Source organism: Stenotrophomonas sp. 116085_Sma (assembly GCF_056479585.1).
Window position 1 is genome coordinate 3,941,173 of record NZ_CM151057.1, and the last position, 20,251, is coordinate 3,961,423.

Genomic DNA, 20,251 nt, shown 5'->3' on the forward strand with positions numbered 1-20,251 from the left:
GGCTCGTTACGCGCACCACGCCGGGGCGTCATGCGTTACCAGCCGATGCCCACACCCACGCCCACGGTACGTTCGCCACTGTTGGTGAACGCGCCATTGAGGCTGAAGGTGGCTGAGCCCTTTTCGTTGAGCACGCGCTGGTAGCCCACCGCCATGGCCGACTCGCCATCGCTGTAGCCCACGCCCGCACCCAGGCGGTTGTAGGTGTTCAGGCCGGCGGTGTTCATGGCCATCGCACTCTGCGCGCTGCTCATCGCCGCCATGCGGTTGAAGCGCTTGTCCATCTTGTCCAGGCGACGATCCACCTCGCGCGAGATGCCATCGCTGTACTCGTTGGCACGGGCCAGCATCTTTTCCAGATCGGCGGTGTCGACCTGCGGGGTCGGCTCCTTCGGGGTTTCCGGCGTGGCGTTGGGTGCCTTGCCGGCATCGGCCACGGTCGGCGTTTCGGCTGGCGGCGTGGGGGCCTCGGGGGCACCGGCGGCGTTGGCGGCAACGCGTGCCTGCGGCTGGCCGTCGATGCGCTGCTCCAGCCCGTCCATGCGGCCGTTGAGCTGCTGCTGCACGTCGTGCAGCTGGCCGCCGTTGACGGCGTCGCGGCTGCCGGCAGCGACCAGGCCGTTGGCCACGTTGGAGATGACCATGCCCTGTGCACCGGCCAGGGTGAGCTGGTTCAGGCCGTCGCTGCGGGTGGTGGTGTCCTGGAAGACGGAGCGGAGCTGGGTTTCCACCTGGTCCACGCGCGAGCCCTGGGTGGTAACAGCGCCATCAAGCGACTGCAGGGCATCGTTGAGCGTGGACTGCTGCTGGCCCTGGACAGTGAAGCGCGGGCCGATGATGTTGCCGTTGCTGTCGATGTGGGCGCCGCCGCCGAGGGTGGCGAGGGTGGCGTTGAGCTGGGCGACATTTACGGCATCGTTGCTGCCTCTGCCGCGCGCGAGATTGACGATGCGCCGCTCGTAGCCCGAACGGCCGATGGAGATCGTATCCGCCTCATCTGCATAGGAGCTGTATCCGAGCGCAACACTGTTGGTTGCGTTCGCGTGTACGACTGATCGGGCGCCAAGCGCAATCCCTCCAGAGGATTGGACTTGCGAGACAGTTCCGAGGGCAAAGCCCTCTGTAGCATCTTCCAGCACCCAAGAGCCGCGTCCCAATGCGACGGAATTTGTTGCCATTGCCTTCGCGTAGCTGCCAAGAGCGGTTGCCCCCTCCTTCCCAAGTGCTGGCGAAGCTTCCGCCGAATCACCAACCGCAACACCAAGCAAGCCAGCCGAAGCCCCGGTGCTGTTCTCGTACGAACCAATTGCAACAAATCGACTCCGCTCTTGGATTTCATCCAAACTACGGTTTGTCACGTACAACTGACCACCGTTCACTACGTCCTTGCTCCCCGCCTGCAACTCACCATCCGCCACACCAGTCAGTGTCGCGCCGCCGTAGTCAATTACGCTGCCCGTCTTAGCCGCAGACAAACGTGCAAGATCGTTACCCGTTGCTTGAGAGTCACGCAGCGCATCCAGATCGCTGCGATTGCGGGCGATCTCCTGCTTGGCATCGTGCAACTGGCTACCCGTCACTGCATCGCGACTGCCCGCTGCGATTCGACCATCAGCCAGGTTGGTCAGCACCGCGCCCTGTGCGCCGGACAGCGTGAGTTGGTTCAAGCCATCAGCACGGGTCGTGGTGTCCTGGAATGCCGAGCGCAGCTTGCCTTCCAGCGAGCCGACCCGCGCATCGGTCACGACCACCGCACCATCCAGCGCGGTCAACGCATCGCCGACAGTGTTGTGGTTGCCACCTTGGATCGCATACGTGGGCGCGATGATGTTGCCGTTGGAATCGAGACCGGCGCCTCCACCAAGAACCTCCACGACATCCTTTAGCTGAGAAACTGTGGTTGCATCGTGGTCGTCGCGACCGCGCTGAACGTTCACAAGACGACGTTTTAGCGTCACGTTACCAAAAGAAACGGTATCAACATCCCTTGCCACGGAGTGAGCACCTAATGCAACTGCGCCAGTGGCCCCCAGCTCGACTTGTGAGGCAGTACCCAAAGCCACGCCCAAGGATTCGTCGACTATTGATCCCATACCAAGTGCAAAGCCTCCTTCGGCCAGCTCACCGACATACGCGGCCCTACCCAAGGCAACAGAGCCCTTTCCACGCGCATTTGCAAAGCTGCCAACGGCAGTCGCCCCTTCACCAATGTCGGCTCTTGCCGAGTTCCCCAACGCGACGCTGAACTCGGTGGCCTGCGCTGCCAGATAGGTTGACTCTCCTCCGAATGCGACTAGCTCATTCTTCCTTTCGATAGCGGCGAGTCGCGAATTGGTAGCAAACAACTGCCCACCATTAACCGCATCCGTACTGGCAGCCGAGCTGATATCCCCCGGACCGACACCCTTCACCACGGCACCTTCGAGGTCAACCAGGGTCCGGTCAGCATTGAACTTCACCACGCCTTCCAGATCCGGTTCGAAGCCATCGAAGTCGGCGCGCAGGCGGTCCAGATCCACACGATGGTCAGCCAGACGATCAGCGTGATCCACCAACTGCAGATCCTGGGCCTCGTTCCGCGCCTCGGCTGCGTCTACGCGCTCGTTGGTGGCAAACAGCTGCTGACCGGTCACCGCATCGGTGCTCGATGCGCCCAGGATGCCGTTGGCGATGTTCTGGATGCGGCGGTGCGCGCCGTTCTTGTTGGACACGTCCAGTACGGTGCCGGTGTTCTCGGCGCCCAGGCGGACCTGGCCGCTGGCCGACACCTGCCCGATCAGACCGGCCACGGTACCTACCTGGCTGATGGCGCTGTCCGCCGCCGTCTTCGCGGCAGTTGCCGTGGACTGTGCGGTGGTCACCGCCGTGTTGGTGGCATGCAGCTGCTGGCCGGTCACGGCATCGGTGCTGGACGCACTGAGCGTGGCGTTGGCCACATTGCTGATACGGCGTGCGGCGCCATTCTTGTTGGCTACATCCAGCACGATGCCGGTGTTCTGCGCACCCAGACGCACATTGCCGGTGGCGGAGACCTGCCCGACCAGACCTGCCACCGTGGTCACCTGACCAAGGGCGTTGTCGGCGGCCGCCTTGGCCGCGGTAGCGGTGCTACTCACGCTGGTCAGTGTGGTGTTTGTCGCGTGCAGCTGCTTGCCGGTAACGGCATCGCTGCTGGTTGCGCTGAGGGTGCCATCGTTGACATTCACAATGCGGCGCTTGACCGTGTCGTTGCCGACCGAGATCTGATTCACACCGGTAGTTTGCGAGTTGCTTCCGAGCGCAACGCTGCCGGCGAAGCTGGACACTGCGTCGTCACCCAGTGCAACAGCGTTTGATGCAGACGCCACCGCATCCATGCCCATGGCAACGGATCGGTTGCTCAGCGCCCTCGCGCGATAGCCGATGGCCGTGGCTGCATTCGCACTCCAACTGCCTGAGCCGATCGAAGTTGCACCGACACCATTGTTGTTCTCGCCATCTGCACCTACGCCCGCCCGTGCCTTCGGCCCCAGAGCGACACTGTCACGGCTGTACGCCGCGGCGGTGCTACCCAAGGCAACACTCGCCGAATCGCCTCTGCCACCGGCCAGGGCCGAGCGCCCCAGCGCCAGCGCTTGCGCATCCACGCGTGCAGACACTGTGTCTGCCACGCCCTTCGCTGCAGTTGCTGTGGCCTGCGCCGTGGTCACTGCAGTGTTGGTGGCATGCAGCTGCTTGCCGGTTACCGCTTCGGTGCTGGCGGTGCTGAGGGTGGCGTCGGCTACCCCGGTCAGCTTGCGGTTGGCGTTGGACTTGTTGCGGATGTCCAACTGGGTGCCGGTGTTGTCACCGCCCACGCGTACGGCACTGCTGGCCGAGGTCTGGGTGACCAGTCGCGTATTGACCAGTGCCTGGTCGGCAGCGGTCTTCGCGGCATTGGCCGTATTGGTCGCGGTGGTGACGTTCTGGTTGGTGGCGTAGAGCTGCTTGCCAGTTACCGCATCGGTACTGGTGGCCGAAAGCGTTCCGTTCTCTACATTCACAATCCGTCGCTTGAGTGAGTTGTTTCCCACAGAAACCGTTCTTGTTTCGGTAGCTTCAGAACTCGTACCCAGTGCAACCGAGTTTGTTGCCTGAGCCTTTGAATATTGACCGATAGAAACTGCATTGAACTCCGCCCGTGCGCTTCCTCCCAGAGCGATTGCTCCAGAATGGCCCGCAGTACCTGCGAACGAATTGCCACCAATGGCGATGCGAGAGTTTCCTGTCGAGGTATCGACCGTGCGCGCGCCACTGCCGACCGCTATCGAGTTCTCCCCGTAGGCGCGCGCGTCATTGCCGAGCACAGTGGTGCCTACGCCATTCCCTAGCGCGGTTGCACCAATGATGGTGCTGTAGCCTTGCTGCGCCCTGGCGCCGTATCCGAACACCGTATTGAAATCGCCACTGGTCCTGATCGAGTGACCAAATGCAGTAGAAAACTGCCCGCTGGCATTCATGCCAACACCAGTGAACAGCACATTTCTTGAACTGGGAGCGACAACGGAGTGGACATAATCGTCAACACTTCCGAATGACGGTGTGCACCGGTAGTAGGTCCCGCCCAGTTCCCCGCTACAGGATTCGTTGAACATGGCATAGCCGCTGCCGAGCGTGGATCCATTGGCCCTCGGCATCTGGCCCATTGCACCGGCCCTGGACTCATACCCCGCATGTGCCGCCGAGCGCATCGCTTCCTGCATGGCAAGCTGGGTGGCGGGTGCCCCCAGGTCATTGCCTACGATTTCCAGTGGCGCCTCGCCATCTTCATTCTCGCTGCCACGCTCCGATGCAACAGACAGCAGGGGTGTGCCAAGCAGCATCAGCAGCACGCTGGCCAGTGCGCGCGGGCCAGCAGCACGCTTGCCACGCGCCGCGGCCAACTCACTGGCCACCACCCAGCACTGCCGCGCAGTGCACCAGATACGACGATAGATCCTGTTCATGATGTCTCCTTAACAACCAAGGGAAAAGAAGCCCGTCGCAGCGCGCTGCCACGACGGAACGTGCGCTTCAGAGCGCGAGGGCCTGCACGTGTTCGCGATAGCCATCGCGGGTCAACCGATAGCGCAGCTGCAGGCGATGGCCGGGCTTCGGGGTAAAGGGCAATTGCAGGGACGCACCGGGGTAGAGGCTGCGTGAGACGTCATGGGCGGTGCAGGCGCCGGCCGCATCGCAGTCGGCCACGCTGGTCAGGCCCACGCGCAGGGTTCCGGTATTGACCAGGCTGTTGCCCTGCACGCGCACGTCCACATGCCCGTTGGCCGGCACCACGTTCACCAGCGCCCCCCAGATCAGGCTCATGCCCACGGCAGCGCGGGTGGCCGGATCGTCCGGCTCGGCGTCATCAGGACCGCGCACACCTTCGAAGTACACGCGGTAGGCGGTCTCCTTCTCCACCGGCTGCAACGGGATGACCCGGATCAGGCGATTGCCGCCACCGGCCAGGGCGAACTTGCCCGGGGTGATGGCAATGGCCGCGTCGGCTGGCTCGATCTCGATTTCCTGCTCGTCGCTACTGGCCGGATCGTCGATGCGGCGAACAGTGGCCTGCACGTACTGCGCCGTGGTGGATTGCGAGTACACGCGGATCTGCGCGCCCTTCCGGGCCTCGACCGACGTACGCATCGGATGCACGGTGAGGTTTGCATGGGCGGGCGCGGCTGCAAGCAACAGCGCGCAGGTGAACAGGCAGGACAAGGCGGGATGCATAGTGGGCTCCATCGACTTCACGGGCGGGAGGTAGGCAGGCGCAGTTCGACCTTCAGATCGCCCTGGTAGGCACCAGAACGTTTCTCGTCGATGGGTACGCGCGGGGTATCGAGGGTGAGTGGCGTGGGTACGCAGAACACCGGCTGCGACATCCCGGGCAACATCACCAGGCGCAGCCGCGCCGTATCGATGTTGCGCAGTTGTTCTTCCACCCCGTTGCGCAATGGAATGCGTGCGCCGTTGTGGTCGAGGATGACGGTGTAGTCCATGCGTTGGCTGTCACCACCGGCGCCGTCGGTGTGCCAGACCGAATAGCCGGTGGGACCGGGAGGCCGCGTGCCGCTGTCGCGTACAGTGACCCCCAGGTACTCGCTCTGCGAACCGAGGCCGTCATACAGGCACATGTCCAGGTGCGCGCGGCCACCGACCGTTCGGGCAATGGGGTCGTAGCTGAGATTGAGGCCTACGGTGGGGGCGGCTTCCTGGAACTCGGGCAGGTAGATGGAGACCGCGTCGTAGTCGGTGATGGTGAAGTCGAGCGAGAATGAATAGGTTGCTAGAACCAGACCAGAGTTGTCCCGTAGCTTCAACCTGACCTCAGCATCCCAGTGACCAGCAACCAAACGCACGAGTTCGGTAGAAGGCAGATGCATCTCAACACCGATTCCTGCTGGAGAATCTGGACCACACCGGTCGAGCCTCGAAGACCAGAGCGGACGATTCACGTCGTACCAGTATTGGCAAGCAAATCCATTCATTGGCCGCTGGATTCTTGCCAGTAGTGCGACGTCAGTCTGCATACCGCTACGCCTCTCCGTAGCTCGAACCCTGATCTCTCCAAAACCGGAAATGGGCTCTTCGGTTCCCTCGACAGGGCATCGGCCATATGTCGAATCCACACTTGATGTGCAAACCAAATGCGTTTGCGCGTAGGGATTTCCTATGCTGTCGGGATCGTAGGCAAGTAGGCTTCTCGCTCGCCAGAATTCGATGTCCCCCGGCATCGCAGACCGATCCCACGTCATCACAATGTCGCGATGCTCATCGGTCGGATGCGTTTCCGGTGGCCGCTGTGCCATCGCCTGCGGCACCAGCAGCACCAGCGCACTGAACAGCACCAGCCACCACCACAGCCGCCGGCTCATCGCGCACCTCCCGCGGCAGCCTGCTGGCTGCTGGCAATCAGCGCCTTCTCCTGCAGCAGACGCGTCACCCGCGCCTGTTGGCGGATGTCCGCCGGCAGCTGCGCCACGTTCAGCGGTTCGCACTGCACGGCCCCCACCAGCAGCACCACCTGGCGGCGCTCGCGCACCTGCAGCGGGCATTGCAGCAGGCGGTCGTCCTGCAGCAGGTACAGCACCGCTTCGCGGCGCGGGAAGTCGGCCACGAAGCCGCCGTTGCTGCCGGTGCCCGGCACCGGTGCATTGAGGATGCGGGCACCGCGCAGCGGCGTGCCGGCCAGGTCGTGCGCGTTGCCGATGAAGGTGTAGGTCACTTCAATCGGCACCGGCATGCGCAGCAGCTTGCCGGGCGGCAGGAACAGCGGGCGCGCGCCGCCCACGCCGGTCACGCGGATGGAGGCGATGCTGTCCAGCGCGCTGGCATCCTGCACTTCGGCACGATGCGACTGATACGCCGACACCGGCAGCAGCCGGCGATCGCCCAGCTTCAGGCGCTGGCGGCGCAGGCCGCCCACCTGCAGTTCGGCGGCCACGCCGGTCAGTTCCAGGTCGTCGGTGCCATCCACCTGCACGGCCAGGCCTGCATCAGCACCCAGGCCACCGCCCCAGTACAGGCCGCGCGAACCGAGCGCCACGCCGGAACTGTGGGTGGCGCTGTAGGCCAGCTCATCGCGGCCGCGCTGCTGGTAGTGCGACACGGTGGCGCCGGTGTGGCCGATGCGGTTCTGCAGCTGCCCGCTGAGCGTGGCGCTGTAGCGGTCGCTGTTGTTGCCGCGCAGTTCGGCGGACAGTTCGCGGAACTGGTCGTCGTGATCCTGGCGCAGGCTCTGCGCCACGCTGTAGGTCACATCCGGGCGCTGGTGCTGCGGCTGGCGCAGGTCCAGCCCGTAGCGGCGCTGCGCGGTGCCGCGCTCGCCCTGCTGCAGGCGGGTGAGGGTAAGGGTGAGAAACACGCCACGGTCGCGGCTGCTGCGCAGGCTCCCGTCGTTGTGCTGCTGCCACACGCCCACGCGCGTGGAGGCGCTGAAGTCACCCCAGCGTTCACTGCGGTTGTAGCTGGCCTGCCAGGTACGGCTGAGCTGCGGTTCGCGGCTGGGACGCGGCGCCCACGGCGGCAGCAGCGGGTCCAGGCCGTACAGCGGATCGTCGATATCGCCGGAGATGCCCACGCCCTGCCGCCAGGTCTGGCGCCGGGTATAGGCCAGGTAGGCATGGCCACCGGCCACCGGCAGCGCCACCGAGGCGCTGAGCGAATCGGCGCAGCCGAGCTGGTCGCGGGCATCGTCGCGGAACTCGCACGCCTTGCCGCGCATGCGCTGCTGGTACAGGTTCCAGGACGCATGGCGGCGGTAGGACAGCTGGTGCTGCTGCCCGCGGCTGCCATCACTGCCCTGCATGCCGCTGAAGCTGGCGCGGATCTCCTGCGTGGCGAACACCCGGCGCAGGTCCACGCGCAGTTCGCCGTAGCTGAAGCCCGCCAGGTCGGCCACGCCAGCGGTGACGGTGGCGCTGCGGCCCAGCGGCACGCGTACACCGGCCATGGCGGCCATCTCGCCATCGAACTGGTCGCTGCGGCGCTCGCTGCGGCGGCCGCCCTGCATGAACCACTGCACGCTGCTGTCGGCCCAGTCGCCGCCCTTGTCGAAGGGCGCTTCTTCGCTGCGTACCAGCACGCCGTCTTCGTAGATGCGCAGGGTGACGGTGTAGTTGCCGAACGGGAAGCGCCGCGTATCGATCTGGTTGATGCCGGCCTGCAGGTAATAGGTCTGCAGCAGGCGCTGACCATCGAAGGCATCGACGCGGGCATCGCGCGCCAGCAGCACGGTCAGTGGCGTGGCCTGCACGGCCGCTTCGCTGTCCACGTAGGCCTGGGTGGTGCCGATGCGCAGGCCCTGGAAACGGTCCAGCGGCAGCATGCTGAAACTGAAGGTGCCGCCCTGCGGGCTGGACAGGTTGCGGCGGTCCATGCGCCCGGCCTGCAGGTAGTGCTCCGGGCCGATGTCGTGCCGGTAGTAGGCGTTGTCCAGCTGGAAGTCGTGCCGCGTGCGCTGGTTGCGGTAGCGCTGGTGGCTGAAGGTCCAGTTGGCCGAGACATGGCCGCGCTCGAACAGCCCCAGCACGCCGGCGCCCTGCGCGGCCAGCGATTGATAGTCGCGGCCGCCACTGAGGTTGACCGTCTGCTGGTGCAGGAAGGCGTTCTCGGCGTTGGCGCTGACCTGGTGATGGCGCTGCGCGGCCGGCTCGCCGGGAATCCATTGGCGGGCGACGAACAGGCGCACCGCGCCCTCGCCCTCGTCATACAGTGCGCGCACGGCGGTGGGGTCCTCCGGGGGATCGAGATAGCCGCAACCGGCGGCGGCACCGCCGTAGCGGCAGGCCAGGTGGCTGTTGCGCGGCAGCGGCTGCGACAGCGCCGGCAGCAGCGCCGCCTGTGCCTCGGCCGGCAGCTGCAGCGCCTGCAGCGCCTCCGCAGGCGCTTCCAGCTGCACGTGGTCGAGGGTGACGCGCACGGGCATCAACCCGGTCGAACGCCCGAACAGGCGCACGTCCAGCTGCTCGGTCTGGCCTTCAACCAGATCCTCGAAGCCGGCGGGAACGCCGCGTGCCGCGACCAGCGGTGCGGACAACGACAGGGCGAGCGCGAGCGCCAGCCGGGTGACGGCGGGGGCAGAAGCTTTCATGGGGGCGACCAGAAGCGGCCGGCCCGACACCCGGGCCGGCGCGGGGGGACTTACGGGCTGGTGGTCTTCTGCTTCATGGCGATGCTGACCATGCCCTGGAAGCTGTCAGCCACGTCGATGGCACCCGGGGTCTTCTGCGCGATCTGCAGCGGCATGGCGACCGAAGCGCCCGGCAGTGCGCCGTCGAACAGGTCGGCGGCCAGGTAATCGGTGGCGGCCAGGCCCAGCTCGCGACTGTTGAGGCTGACCGACAGCGGTACCGACGGCGTGCCCGGGGCATTACCGATCAGCACCGGCTCGTTGATCAGGCGCACTTCGATGTCCTTGTCGATGTCGTTGGAATAGATGCGCACCTGCTGCGACCACGGAATCAGGCCACGGCCCGGGGCGTGGTCCAGCTTGACGGCGTCCGGCAGCGGGCTGCCATCGGCCTGCAGCAGGGCCAGGGTCGGGTCGACGTCGGCCAGGACGGTGATGTGGGTTTCGGCGGCATTCGCGGACAGCGAAGCAGTGACCAGCGCTGCAGCCAGCGCGGCCTTCTTGAGCATGTGCATGGGTGTCTCTCTCGGACAGGGGGAATAGTCGAAAGCCTCCCTTCCGGCATGACCGGAAGGGAGGCGCCGCCTGCAGAGGTGGTTGCCGGCGACGGAGAGAATGTTAGAAACCCTGCGAGCCGCAGACTATTCAAGCATTCCTAAAAAGTTGAACGTTAAGAAGGATCCTAGAGGCCGTTCAATGTTTGAGGGTTATGCAATTTTCCTCATCTGCTGAATGCAAGAAACTTCATTGCAGGATGAAAAGACTTCTGGTGATGTGCTTCGGATCTGCTCAAAAAGCGTCAGGCCGCGTCGCGGCGGCCTGACGGGTTCCACTCAACGATGCACTCTCAGAAGAAGATTGCGTACAGGATCAGCAGCGGAATCGGCACGCCCAACAGCCAGAGCAGAATCATTTTCATGGCAGGTCTCCTTGCATGGAATGCGGGTTACAGGTCGCGGCGGCGGCCGCCCCAGGTGGCGCTGAGGCTGGCGAAGAACGCGCCGATCAGCAGGGTGATGAACAGCCACAGCGCGGCATGCGCTGCGGCCTTGCGGGCATCGTCGGCCGCCTGCTTGGCGGTGGTCTTTGCCTTCTCCAGCGCGGCACGCATGCGCGTCTGTACATCGGTCACACGGGCCTGCGCTTCGGCCTGGCTCATGCCGGTTTCGCGCGCGATGAGCTGCGACAGGTACTGGGTATCGGCCGGGTCGAGGCCATCGCCCTGCAAGCTGTTGACGATGATGCGGTTCACTTCGGCGCGCAGTTCACGACGGTCGCTGGCCGGTGCACGGACCGGCATCGGGCGCGGCGGCGCCATGCCGGCCTCGCGCGGGCCCGCATTCGGTGCCGGCGGCGGGGCCGCGTTCGGATCCATCGGCGCGCCCGGCGGTGGCGGCGCCGCGGGATCGGCAGCACCGGCGTTGGTGGCACTGCGGAACAGGGAATCCACCCAATAGTTGAGGTCGCCTTCCGGTGCGGCTGCGGCGGCGCTACCGGCACCTGCGGCGGCAACACCGGCCGTGGATGCAGCGGCGCCTGCAGTGGCGCCGGCCACCTTCGCGCCCGTGCCGAGCACGCCGCCGATGGCCGAGGTCAGCAGGCCCGCAGTCAGCAGCGTGGCCACCGCCCACGACACGAAGCCGTGCGCGGTATCGCGGAAGTAGGTTTCATCGCCATGGATCTGCGTCCACTTGGTGCGCAGGCGGCCAGCCAGGTAGCCGCCCAGGCCGGACGCGGCCAGTGCGGTGAAGGTGAGCCAGGCGATGCTGGACCAGCCGAAGGTTTCCTTGCTGACGCCTTCGAACGACCACGGCGACACCGAGGAGAGGCCAAGGCCGACACCGAGGATGAGCAGGATGAGGGAGAGTGCGGCGGCGGCGACGGCACCGGCGAAAATCGCGCTCCAGGACACGGCGCTTTCGCTGGCGGGTGGCACGATGGGGGCGGTGACGACAGTGGCGACGTCGGGGCCGAGCGCGCCGCGCTCGGGTGGATCGAATCGGGTACTCATTGCGTGGATGCTCCGTCTCGGACGCTGCGGGTGCAGCTGGCGTCCTGAGGCTGCGCGAGCGGTCGTGAAGCTGGCGAGACCCTTGAATCACGCGGTCTTTGCGCGGTGAAGCGTGTGCCAACCAAGGTTGGCACCTACCGAAGGCGGATGAGGTGGTAGATCCACGCCATGCGTGGATGATTTTCTGCGAACACCACAGAACGTGCCAACCAAGGTTGGCACCTACCACAAGCGCAAAAAAAACGCCCCGCGGATGCGGGGCGTTCTCGGCACAACCTACGCAGGCGATCAGCCCTGGTAGTCGCGCACGTCGCTGCCGGTGTAGACCTGGCGCGGACGGCCGATCTTCATTTCCGGGTCGACCTGCTGTTCCAGCCAATGCGACACCCAGCCGGAGGTACGGCCCAGCGCGAACATGACGGTGAACATCTCGGTCGGGATCTGCAGCGCCTTGTAGATGATGCCGCTGTAGAAATCGACGTTCGGGTACAGCTTGCGGGCGACGAAGTACTCGTCCTGCAGCGCGGCCTGTTCCAGCTTCACGGCCACGTCCAGCAGCGGATCCTGCACGCCCAGCTGCTTGAGCACCTTGCTGGTCATCTCGCCGATGACCTTGGCGCGCGGGTCGAAGTTCTTGTAGACGCGGTGGCCGAAGCCCATCAGGCGGAAGCCGGAGGTCTTGTCCTTGGCCTTGACCACGGCGGACTCGACGTTGTCGGCGGTGCCGATCTCTTCCAGCATCTTCAGCACGGCTTCGTTGGCACCGCCGTGGGCCGGACCCCACAGCGCGGTGACGCCCGCGGCGACCGACGCGTACGGGTTGGCACCGGTCGAGCCGACCAGGCGCACGGTCGAGGTCGAGGCGTTCTGCTCGTGGTCGGCGTGCAGGATGAACAGCAGGTCCAGCGCCTTCACCACGTCCGGGTTCAGATCGTACTGGCCGTCAGCCGACTCGAAGGTCTGCTTCAGGAAGCGGCTGACGTAATCCAGCGAGGTGTCCGGCTTGTTGGCCGGCAGGCCCTTGCCGTGGCGGTAGATCAGCGCCGACAGGGTCGGCACCTTGGCGATCAGGCGCACGGCGGCCTGGCGGCGCTGTTCGGCGTCGGACAGGTCCAGCGAGTCGTGGTAGATGGCCGACAGCTGGGCGATCGCAGCGGCCAGGATCGCCATCGGATGGGCGTCCTTGGCGAAGCTGCCGATCAGGGTGTTGATCGAATCGTCGACGTTGGCTTCGGCAGCCAGCTCATCGGTGAAGGCCTTCAGCTGCTCGGCGCTCGGGCGCTCGCCGTTGATCAGCAGGTAGGCCACTTCGACGTAGCTCGACTTTTCCGACAGCTGTTCGATCGGGTAGCCGCGGTACAGCAGCACGCCCTTGTCGCCGTCGATGTAGGTGATGGCGGACTTGCAGCTGGCCGTCGCCGTGAAGCCGGAATCGTAGGTGAAATACCCCGTTTCCTTGGTCAGCTTCGCGATGTCGACGCAGTCGTTGCCAAGGGTGGGTTTGATGACGGGCAGAACGACCGACTTATCGCCGGCGTTGAGCGTGACCTGATCAAGATCGGACACTGTGTGCGCTCCTTCATGGGAAGGCGCCTGCCCAAGCGCATTGGTCAGGCACGTGAATGACGTCCTCGGCCTGTGCCGGGGATCAGGTCATTATCGCACAGCAGCATTTGTCGGGTGCTAGACGGAAGTCGTATACGACAGGCGGCCAGACGCCGGCCGTTGAGCGGCCCGGATCGGCAAAAGCGCTGTCATACGAACGCAGTGTTCCGTCCATCCAAACGCCCGTTGGGCAGGCGTTGGGGAAAAACAAACGGCCGCGCAGAGCGCGGCCGTCGGTTCGAAGCTGGATCGACAGATCAGCGCGCGTAGCGCTTCTGGAACTTGTCGATACGGCCCGAGGTGTCGATGACCTTGTGCTTGCCCGTGTAGAACGGGTGCGAAGCCGAGGAAATTTCAACCTTCACCAGCGGGTAGTCGTTGCCGTCTTCCCACTTGATGGTTTCCTTCGTCGCCATGGTCGAGCGGGTCAGGATCTTGAAATCGGAGGTGACGTCATGGAAGACGACGTCGCGGTAGTTCGGATGGATATCGGCCTTCATGGGCTCACACCGTAAATGGGCTGGTGGTCAAGAGCGGCATTATAAGCACCGGTTGCCGCCCGGGGCAACCGGTGCCGGGCAATTGACTTCAGTCCGCGCCCAGGGCCTGGCGCACCAGGGCCTCGAAACGCTGCTGGTCGTAGGCCATCAGCAGATCGCAGTTGTCCGGCTGGCCGGTCTGGCGGTTCCAGTCGACGATGGTGGCACCGCGGCTGAACGTGCCGTTCAGTTCCACGTTCAGCGGACGCGATTCCACCTGCAGCTGCCCTTCCGGGTTCAGCGCCCAGGCCATGGCCACCGCATCGGCGGTGTACCAGCGGCCGCCCTTGGCGTCTTCCGACAGCGCGCGGGTCTTGCGCGAGATCAGCTCGTAGAAGCGGGCGCGATCGGAATCGGCCTGCAGCCACTGCTCGGCATCTTCCAGCGGCAGACCGTGGGCGACGGTGGCTTCCCAATCCGACACCAGCAGGTGCTTGAACGAGGTGAACACCACGTGCGCCGCTTCCGGGTCGAAGGCGATGTTGAATTCGGCCGCCGGGGTGATGTTGCCGTGGCAGGTGACCGCGCCGCCCATCACCACGATGCGCTTGATGCGCTGTGGCAGGGTCGGGTCCAGCTTCAGCGCCAGTGCCAGGTTGGTCAGCGGGCCGAGCATCACCAGCATCAGTTCGCCGGCGTGCTCGTGCGACAGGCGCAGGATGGCCAGCGCGGCGTGCTCGGCTTCGGCCTGGCGGCTGGGCGGCGGCAGGTCCACGTCGCCGTAGCCATCACGGCCATGCACGTGGGCAGCGTCGACGGAGGGATGCAGCAGCGGATCCGGGCTGCCGGCAAACACCGGCACGTCGGTGCGGCCGACGATGTCGCAGAGCTTGAGGGCGTTGCGGACGGTGTATTCGAGGCCGACATTGCCGGCGGCGATGGTCAGGGCGACCACGTCGTGCCGTTCATCGGCGAAGGCCATCAGCAGGGCCAGGGCGTCGTCCACACCGGGGTCGGTGTCGATCAACAGCGGGATCTTGTGGGTCATCGTTGCCGTCTTCAGATCGGCAACGAAGTGTGGACCGGGTTGATGACCGTTGCAAGTATGTGGGTTCGGCAGGGCGGCGCCCTGCACCCGCAGAGGCAACAGCAGAGGCAACATCAGCAGCAACGGCAAAAGCTGATTTCCTGGGGTTGGCGGGGTGGGTCCGGCTGCGGGGGACGCTGCAAGTACGTCCATGTAAGCTCGGTCGCCGCATCCATGCGGCTCACGCCCCCGCAACCGGACCCACCCCGCCTTCGACAGACCCTGCAGTCTGTCGGAACGGCGTCCTGCCTTGGTAGGTGTCGACCTTGGTCGACACATCCACGCAATGCGTGGACGAACATGGAAATGATCGAAAAGGCTGTCTGTAGAGTCGAGCCATGCTCGACTCACGCGCGCAGCGCGAACGGCAGCCGAGCACGGGCTCGGTTCTACAGTAGATCCACGCCATGCGTGGATGAGCATGTCGGGAATGGGGTCAGATCCCTTTGCTGCGCAAAGGGATCTGACCCCGTGCATTACGCCGAGGCGTAACGCACTGCGGTGCCGATCCACCGTGCAACCACGCGGTCGGCCAGCGCCGGTTGCTGGGCCAGCAGGCGCTCGGCCAGGTCGTGCACGCCGGGCAGCAGGCCGGCGTCACGGGCGAGGTCGGCGATGCGGAAGCCGGCCAGGCCGGTCTGCCGCGTGCCCAGCAGTTCGCCGGGGCCGCGCAGTTCCAGATCCTTTTCGGCGATGACGAAACCATCGTTGGTTTCGCGCATGGTCTGCAGGCGCTCGCGTGCCATCTGCGAAAGCGGGGCCTGGTACAGCAGCACGCAGCGCGATACCGCCGAACCACGACCGACGCGGCCGCGCAGCTGGTGCAGCTGGGCAAGGCCGAGACGCTCGGCGTTCTCGATCACCATCAGCGAGGCATTCGGTACGTCCACGCCCACTTCGATCACGGTGGTGGCCACCAGCAGGTCGATGTCGCCCGCCTTGAACGCCACCATCGTCGCCAGCTTCTCGGCGGCTTTCAGGCGGCCATGCACCAACCCGACGCGTACGCCGGGCAGCAGCGCCTGCAGCGATTCGTAGGTGGCTTGCGCCGGCGTGGCATCCAGCTCTTCGCTTTCCTCGATGAGCGTGCACACCCAGTACACCTGCCGCCCTTCCTGGCAAGCCAGGGCGATGCGTTCGATCAGCTCCGGGCGACGGTCGTTGTTCAATGCCACGGTCTGCACCGGCGTACGCCCCGGCGGCAGTTCGTCGATGGCCGAGACATCCAGGTCTGCGTACTCGGACATCGCCAGCGTGCGCGGAATCGGCGTGGCGGTCATCACCAGCTGGTGCGGCACGCTGTTGCCGCCTGCGCCCTTGTCGCGCAGCGCCAACCGCTGGTGCACGCCGAAGCGGTGCTGCTCGTCGACGATGGCCAGGGCCAGGTCCTGGAACACGACCGCCTCCTGCATCAGCGCGTGGGTGCCGACCACCACCTGCGCTTCGCCAGTGGCGACCTGCTCCATCACCTTGGCGCGCGCCTTGCCAGTGACCTTGCCGGCCAGCCACGCAATGCGCACGCCGAGCGGTTCCAGCCAGCCGCGCAGGTTGTTGAGGTGTTGCTCGGCCAGCAGCTCGGTGGGTGCCGCCAATGCGACCTGCTTGCCCTGCTCCACCGCCAGCATCGCCGCCAGCGCGGCGACCACGGTCTTGCCGGAGCCGACATCGCCCTGCACCAGCCGCAGCATCGGGCTGGGCCGTGCGAGGTCTTCGCGGATCTGCGTGAACACGCGCGCCTGTGCGCCGGTCAGTGCGAACGGCAACTGCTTCAGCAGCGCCTTGGCCAGTTTGCCCGGGCCCGCCAGCGGCGGCGCATGGTGTGCCTGCAACGCGATGCGCTGGCGACGCAGGCTGAGGTGGTGGGCCAGCAGTTCTTCCATCGCCAGGCGGCGCTGGGCCGGATGGGTGCCGGCGGCCAGCACGGCCAGATCGGCATCCGGCGGCGGCCGGTGCACGGTCAGCAGCGCGCTGCGCAGCGACGGCAGGCCGAGGCCATCGAGCCAGCCGCTGGGCAGCAGTTCCAGCGTGCTTTCCTCGGGCAGGCGGTCCAGCGCCTGGCCGATCAGCTTGCGCATCGTCATCGGGCCCACGCCTTCGACGGTGGGATACACCGGGTCGAGGCGGTCGCCGAGTTCGGGATCATCGTTGCGGCCCAGCACCTGGTAGCTGGGGTGGACGATTTCCAGGCCAAGGTGGCCGGGCTTGGGCGTGCCGAAGCAGCGCAGCCGGTTGCCGACCGCGAACTGGCCGACCTGCTGCTGGCGGAAATGGAAGAAGCGCAGCACCAGGGTGCCCTGCCCTTCATCTTCCACCGCCACCTTCAGCATCGGCCGGTAGCGCATGCCGCGCTCGACCGCGACCACCCGCCCCTCCACCTGCGCCGGCACGCCGTTGCGCAGGTCTTCGATGCGGGTCAGCCGGGTGCGGTCTTCATAGCGCAGCGGCAGGTGCAGCCAGAGATCCTGCAGGGTGGCCAAGCCACGCGCCTGCAGTTTGGCGGCCACGGCCGGGCCCACGCCAGCGAGCATCGCCAGGGATGCTTCGCCGGACGGTGACAGGACCGGGGTGACCGCCGCCTTGCGTGCCACGTGGCGGTCAGTCGATGACCATCACCGCGTCGACCTCGAAGTTGGCGCCCTTCGGCAGGCCGGAGACTTCGATGGTGGAACGGGCCGGGTACGGGGCCTGGAAGTAGTCCTGCATGACCGCGTTGACCTTGGCGAACTCGCCCAGGTCGGTCAGGTACAGGCCCAGGCGCACGACCTTGTCCAGCGAACCGCCGGCGGCTTCGGCCACGGCCTTGAGGTTGTCGAAGGCGCGGCGGGCCTGTGCTTCGACGTCACCGGCGCCGACGATGTCGCCGGTGGCCGGGTCGAGCGGGATCTGGCCGGAGAAGTACACGGTGTTGCCGGCGCGCACGGCCTGCGAGTACGGGCCGATGGCGGCGGGAGCCTTTTCGGTGTTGATGATCTGGCGGGACATGGGTCGCTCCGGTGCTTGGGGGAAAACAGAGCGGTGATTGTACCGGGTGGGGGTGCATCCACGCATGGCGTGGATCTACGGCAATCCGGTCATGTGATGCGCCGTCTGTAGAGCCGAGCCCATGCTCGGCTGCCTCGGGCTGGAGCAGCCGAGCATGGGCTCGGCTCTACAGAAAGCATCCACCCATGGCGTGGCTCTACTGGCGGCGCACCGACTGCACGACCGACAGGCGGCGCAGGCGGCGCATCACTTCGGCCAGGTGGTTGCGGTCGCGTACCTGGATGTTGAACGCCAGCACGGCGGCGTTGAAGTCGCGGTCGAGGTAGTCCACCCGTTCGATGTTGGAGTGGCTCTGGGCGATGGCGGCGGCCAGCTGCGCCAGCACGCCGGTGCCGTTCTCCACTTCCACCACCAGCGAGGTGTCGTAGTCGCCGGACACGGTGGTGTCCCAGCCGATCGGCACCCAGCGCTCGGGCGACTTGCGCAGCTCGGCCAGGTTCGGGCAGTCCATGCGGTGCACCACGATGCCCTTGCCGGCGGTGTGATAGCCCATGATCTCGTCGCCGGGAATCGGCTGGCAGCAGCCGGCGAAGGTGACCACGCCACGCTCGCTGCCGTTGATCAGGATCTTTTCCTGCGAATGGTGGCGCGAATGCGGGCCGCCACGCAGCTCGGCGTAGGCCATCAATGCCTGCGCGGCCTGGGTCGGCATCCAGTTGCCCAGCGCGACCTCGGCCAGCAGGGCTTCCAGGCGCGGGAAGCGGTGTTCGGTGAGGAACGCATCCAGGCGCCCCTTCGGCAGCCGTTCCAGCGAGGAATCCATCGCTTCCAGCGCGCGGTCCAGCATGCGGTGACCCAGCTGCACGGCGTCTTCGTGTTCCAGCTGCTTCAGCTGGTGGCGGATGGCGGTGCGTGCCTTGCTGGTGACCACGAATTCCAGCCACTGCGGTTTCGGCGTGGCCGAGCGTGCGGTGATGATCTCCACCGACTGGCCCGACACCAGCTTGGTGCGCAGCGGCACCAGCTTCTTGTCCACGCGCGAGGCCACGGCCATGTTGCCGACGTCGGTGTGCACGGCGTAGGCGAAATCGAGCGCGGTGGAGTTGCGCGGCAGGGCCAGGATCTTGCCCTTCGGCGTGAACAGGTAGACCTCGTCCGGGAACAGGTCGACCTTGACGTTGTCGAGGAACTCAAGCGAGGACCCGGCAGCGCGCTGCGAGTCGATCAGTTCGACGATCCAGGCATGTGCACGGCTCTGCGCGCTGTTGGGCGAATCGCCGCCGAACTTGTAGGTCCAGTGTGCGGCCACGCCACGCTCGGCGATCAGGTCCATTTCCTCGGTGCGGATCTGCACTTCGATCGGCGAGCCGTACGGCCCGAACAGCACGGTATGCAGCGACTGGTAACCGTTGGCCTTGGGAATGGCGATGAAGTCGCGGAAGCGGCCATCCAGCGGCTTGAAGGTGGCATGTACCGAACCCAGCGCGTGGTAGCAGCTGGGCACGCTGCGCACGACCAGGCGGAAGCCGAACACGTCCATCACCTGGTCGAAGGATTTGTTCTCGTCGCGCATCTTGTTGTAGATGCTCCACGGGGTCTTGATGCGGCTGATCAGCCGATGCTCGATCCCCTCCTTGGCCAGGCGCTGCGACAGCTGCACTTCCACCTGCGCCATCGCCTCGCGGCGCACCACCGGCTGGCTGCGGATGTGCTTTTCGATGATGGCGTGGCGCCACGGGTACAGCGCCTTGAAGCCGAGGTTCTGCAGCTCGCTCTTGACCAGGCTCATGCCCAGGCGCTGGGCGATGGGCGCATAGATCTCCAGCGTCTCGCGGGCGATGCGACCGCGCGCTTCGCGGCTCTGCGCGCCCAGCGTGCGCATGTTGTGCAGGCGGTCGGCCAGCTTGATCATGATCACGCGCAGGTCGCGCGACATCGCCAGCAGCATCTTGCGGAAGCTCTCGGCGGCCGCTTCCTGGCGATCGCGGAACTTCAGCTTGTCCAGCTTGGTCACGCCGTCGACGAGCTCGGCCACGGCTTCGCCGAACTCGGCGGCCAGCGCCTCGCGGGTCAGCGGGGTGTCTTCGATGGTGTCGTGCAGGATCGCGGCGATCAGCGCTTCCACGTCCAGGCCGAGCTCGGCCAGCACCTGGGCCACGGCCACCGGATGAGTGATATAGGGCTCGCCCGACTTGCGCGTCTGTCCAGCGTGCGCGGAGGCTCCGACTTCCCAGGCACGGCGCAGCAGGGGCAGCTGTTCCGGCGGCAGATAGTGGGCGGCGCGTTCAAGCTGGAGGACGTAGTCGGGTACGGCGGCAGCGGGGGCTGCGGCGACCTTGGCAGTGGGGCCTGGGTTCATGCCCGAAGCCTATTCCAGCGCGACGTTTACGGCAAATCCTGAATGCGAAACAGCCCGCACGGGGCGGGCTGTTCGGCGATCCAGCAATGACGTTGAT

The 20,251-nt window shown here is 65.9% G+C and carries 12 protein-coding genes; all 12 read right to left on the reverse strand.

Features of this window, described 5'->3' with window-relative positions:
• Window positions 1–35 precede the first annotated feature (35 nt).
• The 12 genes from ACZK0Z_RS18315 to ACZK0Z_RS18370 all read right to left on the reverse strand — a co-directional run bounded on the left by ACZK0Z_RS18315 (window position 36) and on the right by ACZK0Z_RS18370 (window position 20,154).
• Entirely contained in the window at window positions 36–4,964 is a 4,929-nt protein-coding gene (locus ACZK0Z_RS18315) for an ESPR-type extended signal peptide-containing protein (RefSeq protein ID WP_197632882.1), read from the reverse strand.
• Between the two features lie 67 nt (window positions 4,965–5,031).
• Window positions 5,032–5,730, reverse strand: a complete 699-nt coding sequence (locus ACZK0Z_RS18320; protein WP_197632884.1) for a pilus assembly protein — start codon at window positions 5,728–5,730, stop codon at window positions 5,032–5,034.
• Window positions 5,731–5,747: 17 nt separating this feature from the next.
• Window positions 5,748–6,875, reverse strand: coding sequence for a CfaE/CblD family pilus tip adhesin (locus ACZK0Z_RS18325; protein ID WP_197632886.1), 1,128 nt, complete (start codon window positions 6,873–6,875; stop codon window positions 5,748–5,750).
• Window positions 6,872–9,592, reverse strand: a complete 2,721-nt coding sequence (locus tag ACZK0Z_RS18330; RefSeq protein WP_197632887.1) for a TcfC E-set like domain-containing protein — start codon at window positions 9,590–9,592, stop codon at window positions 6,872–6,874. Before ACZK0Z_RS18330 ends, ACZK0Z_RS18325 begins: the two co-directional genes overlap by 4 nt.
• A gap of 50 nt (window positions 9,593–9,642) precedes the next feature.
• Window positions 9,643–10,146 carry a CS1 type fimbrial major subunit gene (locus ACZK0Z_RS18335; RefSeq protein ID WP_049432619.1) on the reverse strand — a complete coding sequence of 168 codons (504 nt, stop codon included), beginning with the start codon at window positions 10,144–10,146 and terminating at the stop codon, window positions 9,643–9,645.
• A gap of 431 nt (window positions 10,147–10,577) precedes the next feature.
• Window positions 10,578–11,642 carry a hypothetical protein gene (locus tag ACZK0Z_RS18340; RefSeq protein ID WP_197633765.1) on the reverse strand — a complete coding sequence of 355 codons (1,065 nt, stop codon included), beginning with the start codon at window positions 11,640–11,642 and terminating at the stop codon, window positions 10,578–10,580.
• A gap of 288 nt (window positions 11,643–11,930) precedes the next feature.
• The gene (locus ACZK0Z_RS18345) at window positions 11,931–13,208 is read right to left on the reverse strand and encodes a citrate synthase (RefSeq protein ID WP_049404024.1); all 1,278 of its coding nucleotides are present in this window, start codon (window positions 13,206–13,208) and stop codon (window positions 11,931–11,933) included.
• Between the two features lie 296 nt (window positions 13,209–13,504).
• Window positions 13,505–13,747 (reverse strand): type B 50S ribosomal protein L31, encoded by a 243-nt coding sequence (locus ACZK0Z_RS18350; protein WP_010484049.1) that lies wholly within the window; start codon window positions 13,745–13,747, stop codon window positions 13,505–13,507.
• Between the two features lie 88 nt (window positions 13,748–13,835).
• Entirely contained in the window at window positions 13,836–14,774 is a 939-nt protein-coding gene (locus ACZK0Z_RS18355; protein WP_049432713.1) for a nucleoside hydrolase, read from the reverse strand.
• 515 nt (window positions 14,775–15,289) lie between these two features.
• Complete coding sequence (recG, locus tag ACZK0Z_RS18360) at window positions 15,290–17,401, reverse strand: ATP-dependent DNA helicase RecG (RefSeq protein ID WP_197633764.1); 2,112 nt, start codon at window positions 17,399–17,401, stop codon at window positions 15,290–15,292.
• Window positions 17,402–17,408: 7 nt separating this feature from the next.
• On the reverse strand, window positions 17,409–17,795 hold the full coding sequence (locus ACZK0Z_RS18365) for a RidA family protein (protein WP_005410875.1): 387 nt from the start codon (window positions 17,793–17,795) through the stop codon (window positions 17,409–17,411).
• A 196-nt stretch (window positions 17,796–17,991) separates the two neighbouring features.
• Window positions 17,992–20,154, reverse strand: coding sequence for a RelA/SpoT family protein (locus tag ACZK0Z_RS18370; RefSeq protein WP_049432610.1), 2,163 nt, complete (start codon window positions 20,152–20,154; stop codon window positions 17,992–17,994).
• Window positions 20,155–20,251 lie beyond the last annotated feature (97 nt).

Coding starts and splice junctions, on each gene's coding strand:
- ACZK0Z_RS18315 (WP_197632882.1), bottom strand. CDS start 4,964: ATGAACAGGATCTATCGTCGTATCTGGTGCACTGCGCGGCAGTGCTGG.
- ACZK0Z_RS18320 (WP_197632884.1), bottom strand. CDS start 5,730: ATGCATCCCGCCTTGTCCTGCCTGTTCACCTGCGCGCTGTTGCTTGCA.
- ACZK0Z_RS18325 (WP_197632886.1), bottom strand. CDS start 6,875: ATGAGCCGGCGGCTGTGGTGGTGGCTGGTGCTGTTCAGTGCGCTGGTG.
- ACZK0Z_RS18330 (WP_197632887.1), bottom strand. CDS start 9,592: ATGAAAGCTTCTGCCCCCGCCGTCACCCGGCTGGCGCTCGCGCTCGCC.
- ACZK0Z_RS18335 (WP_049432619.1), bottom strand. CDS start 10,146: ATGCACATGCTCAAGAAGGCCGCGCTGGCTGCAGCGCTGGTCACTGCT.
- ACZK0Z_RS18340 (WP_197633765.1), bottom strand. CDS start 11,642: ATGAGTACCCGATTCGATCCACCCGAGCGCGGCGCGCTCGGCCCCGAC.
- ACZK0Z_RS18350 (WP_010484049.1), bottom strand. CDS start 13,747: ATGAAGGCCGATATCCATCCGAACTACCGCGACGTCGTCTTCCATGAC.
- ACZK0Z_RS18355 (WP_049432713.1), bottom strand. CDS start 14,774: ATGACCCACAAGATCCCGCTGTTGATCGACACCGACCCCGGTGTGGAC.
- ACZK0Z_RS18365 (WP_005410875.1), bottom strand. CDS start 17,795: ATGTCCCGCCAGATCATCAACACCGAAAAGGCTCCCGCCGCCATCGGC.
- ACZK0Z_RS18370 (WP_049432610.1), bottom strand. CDS start 20,154: ATGAACCCAGGCCCCACTGCCAAGGTCGCCGCAGCCCCCGCTGCCGCC.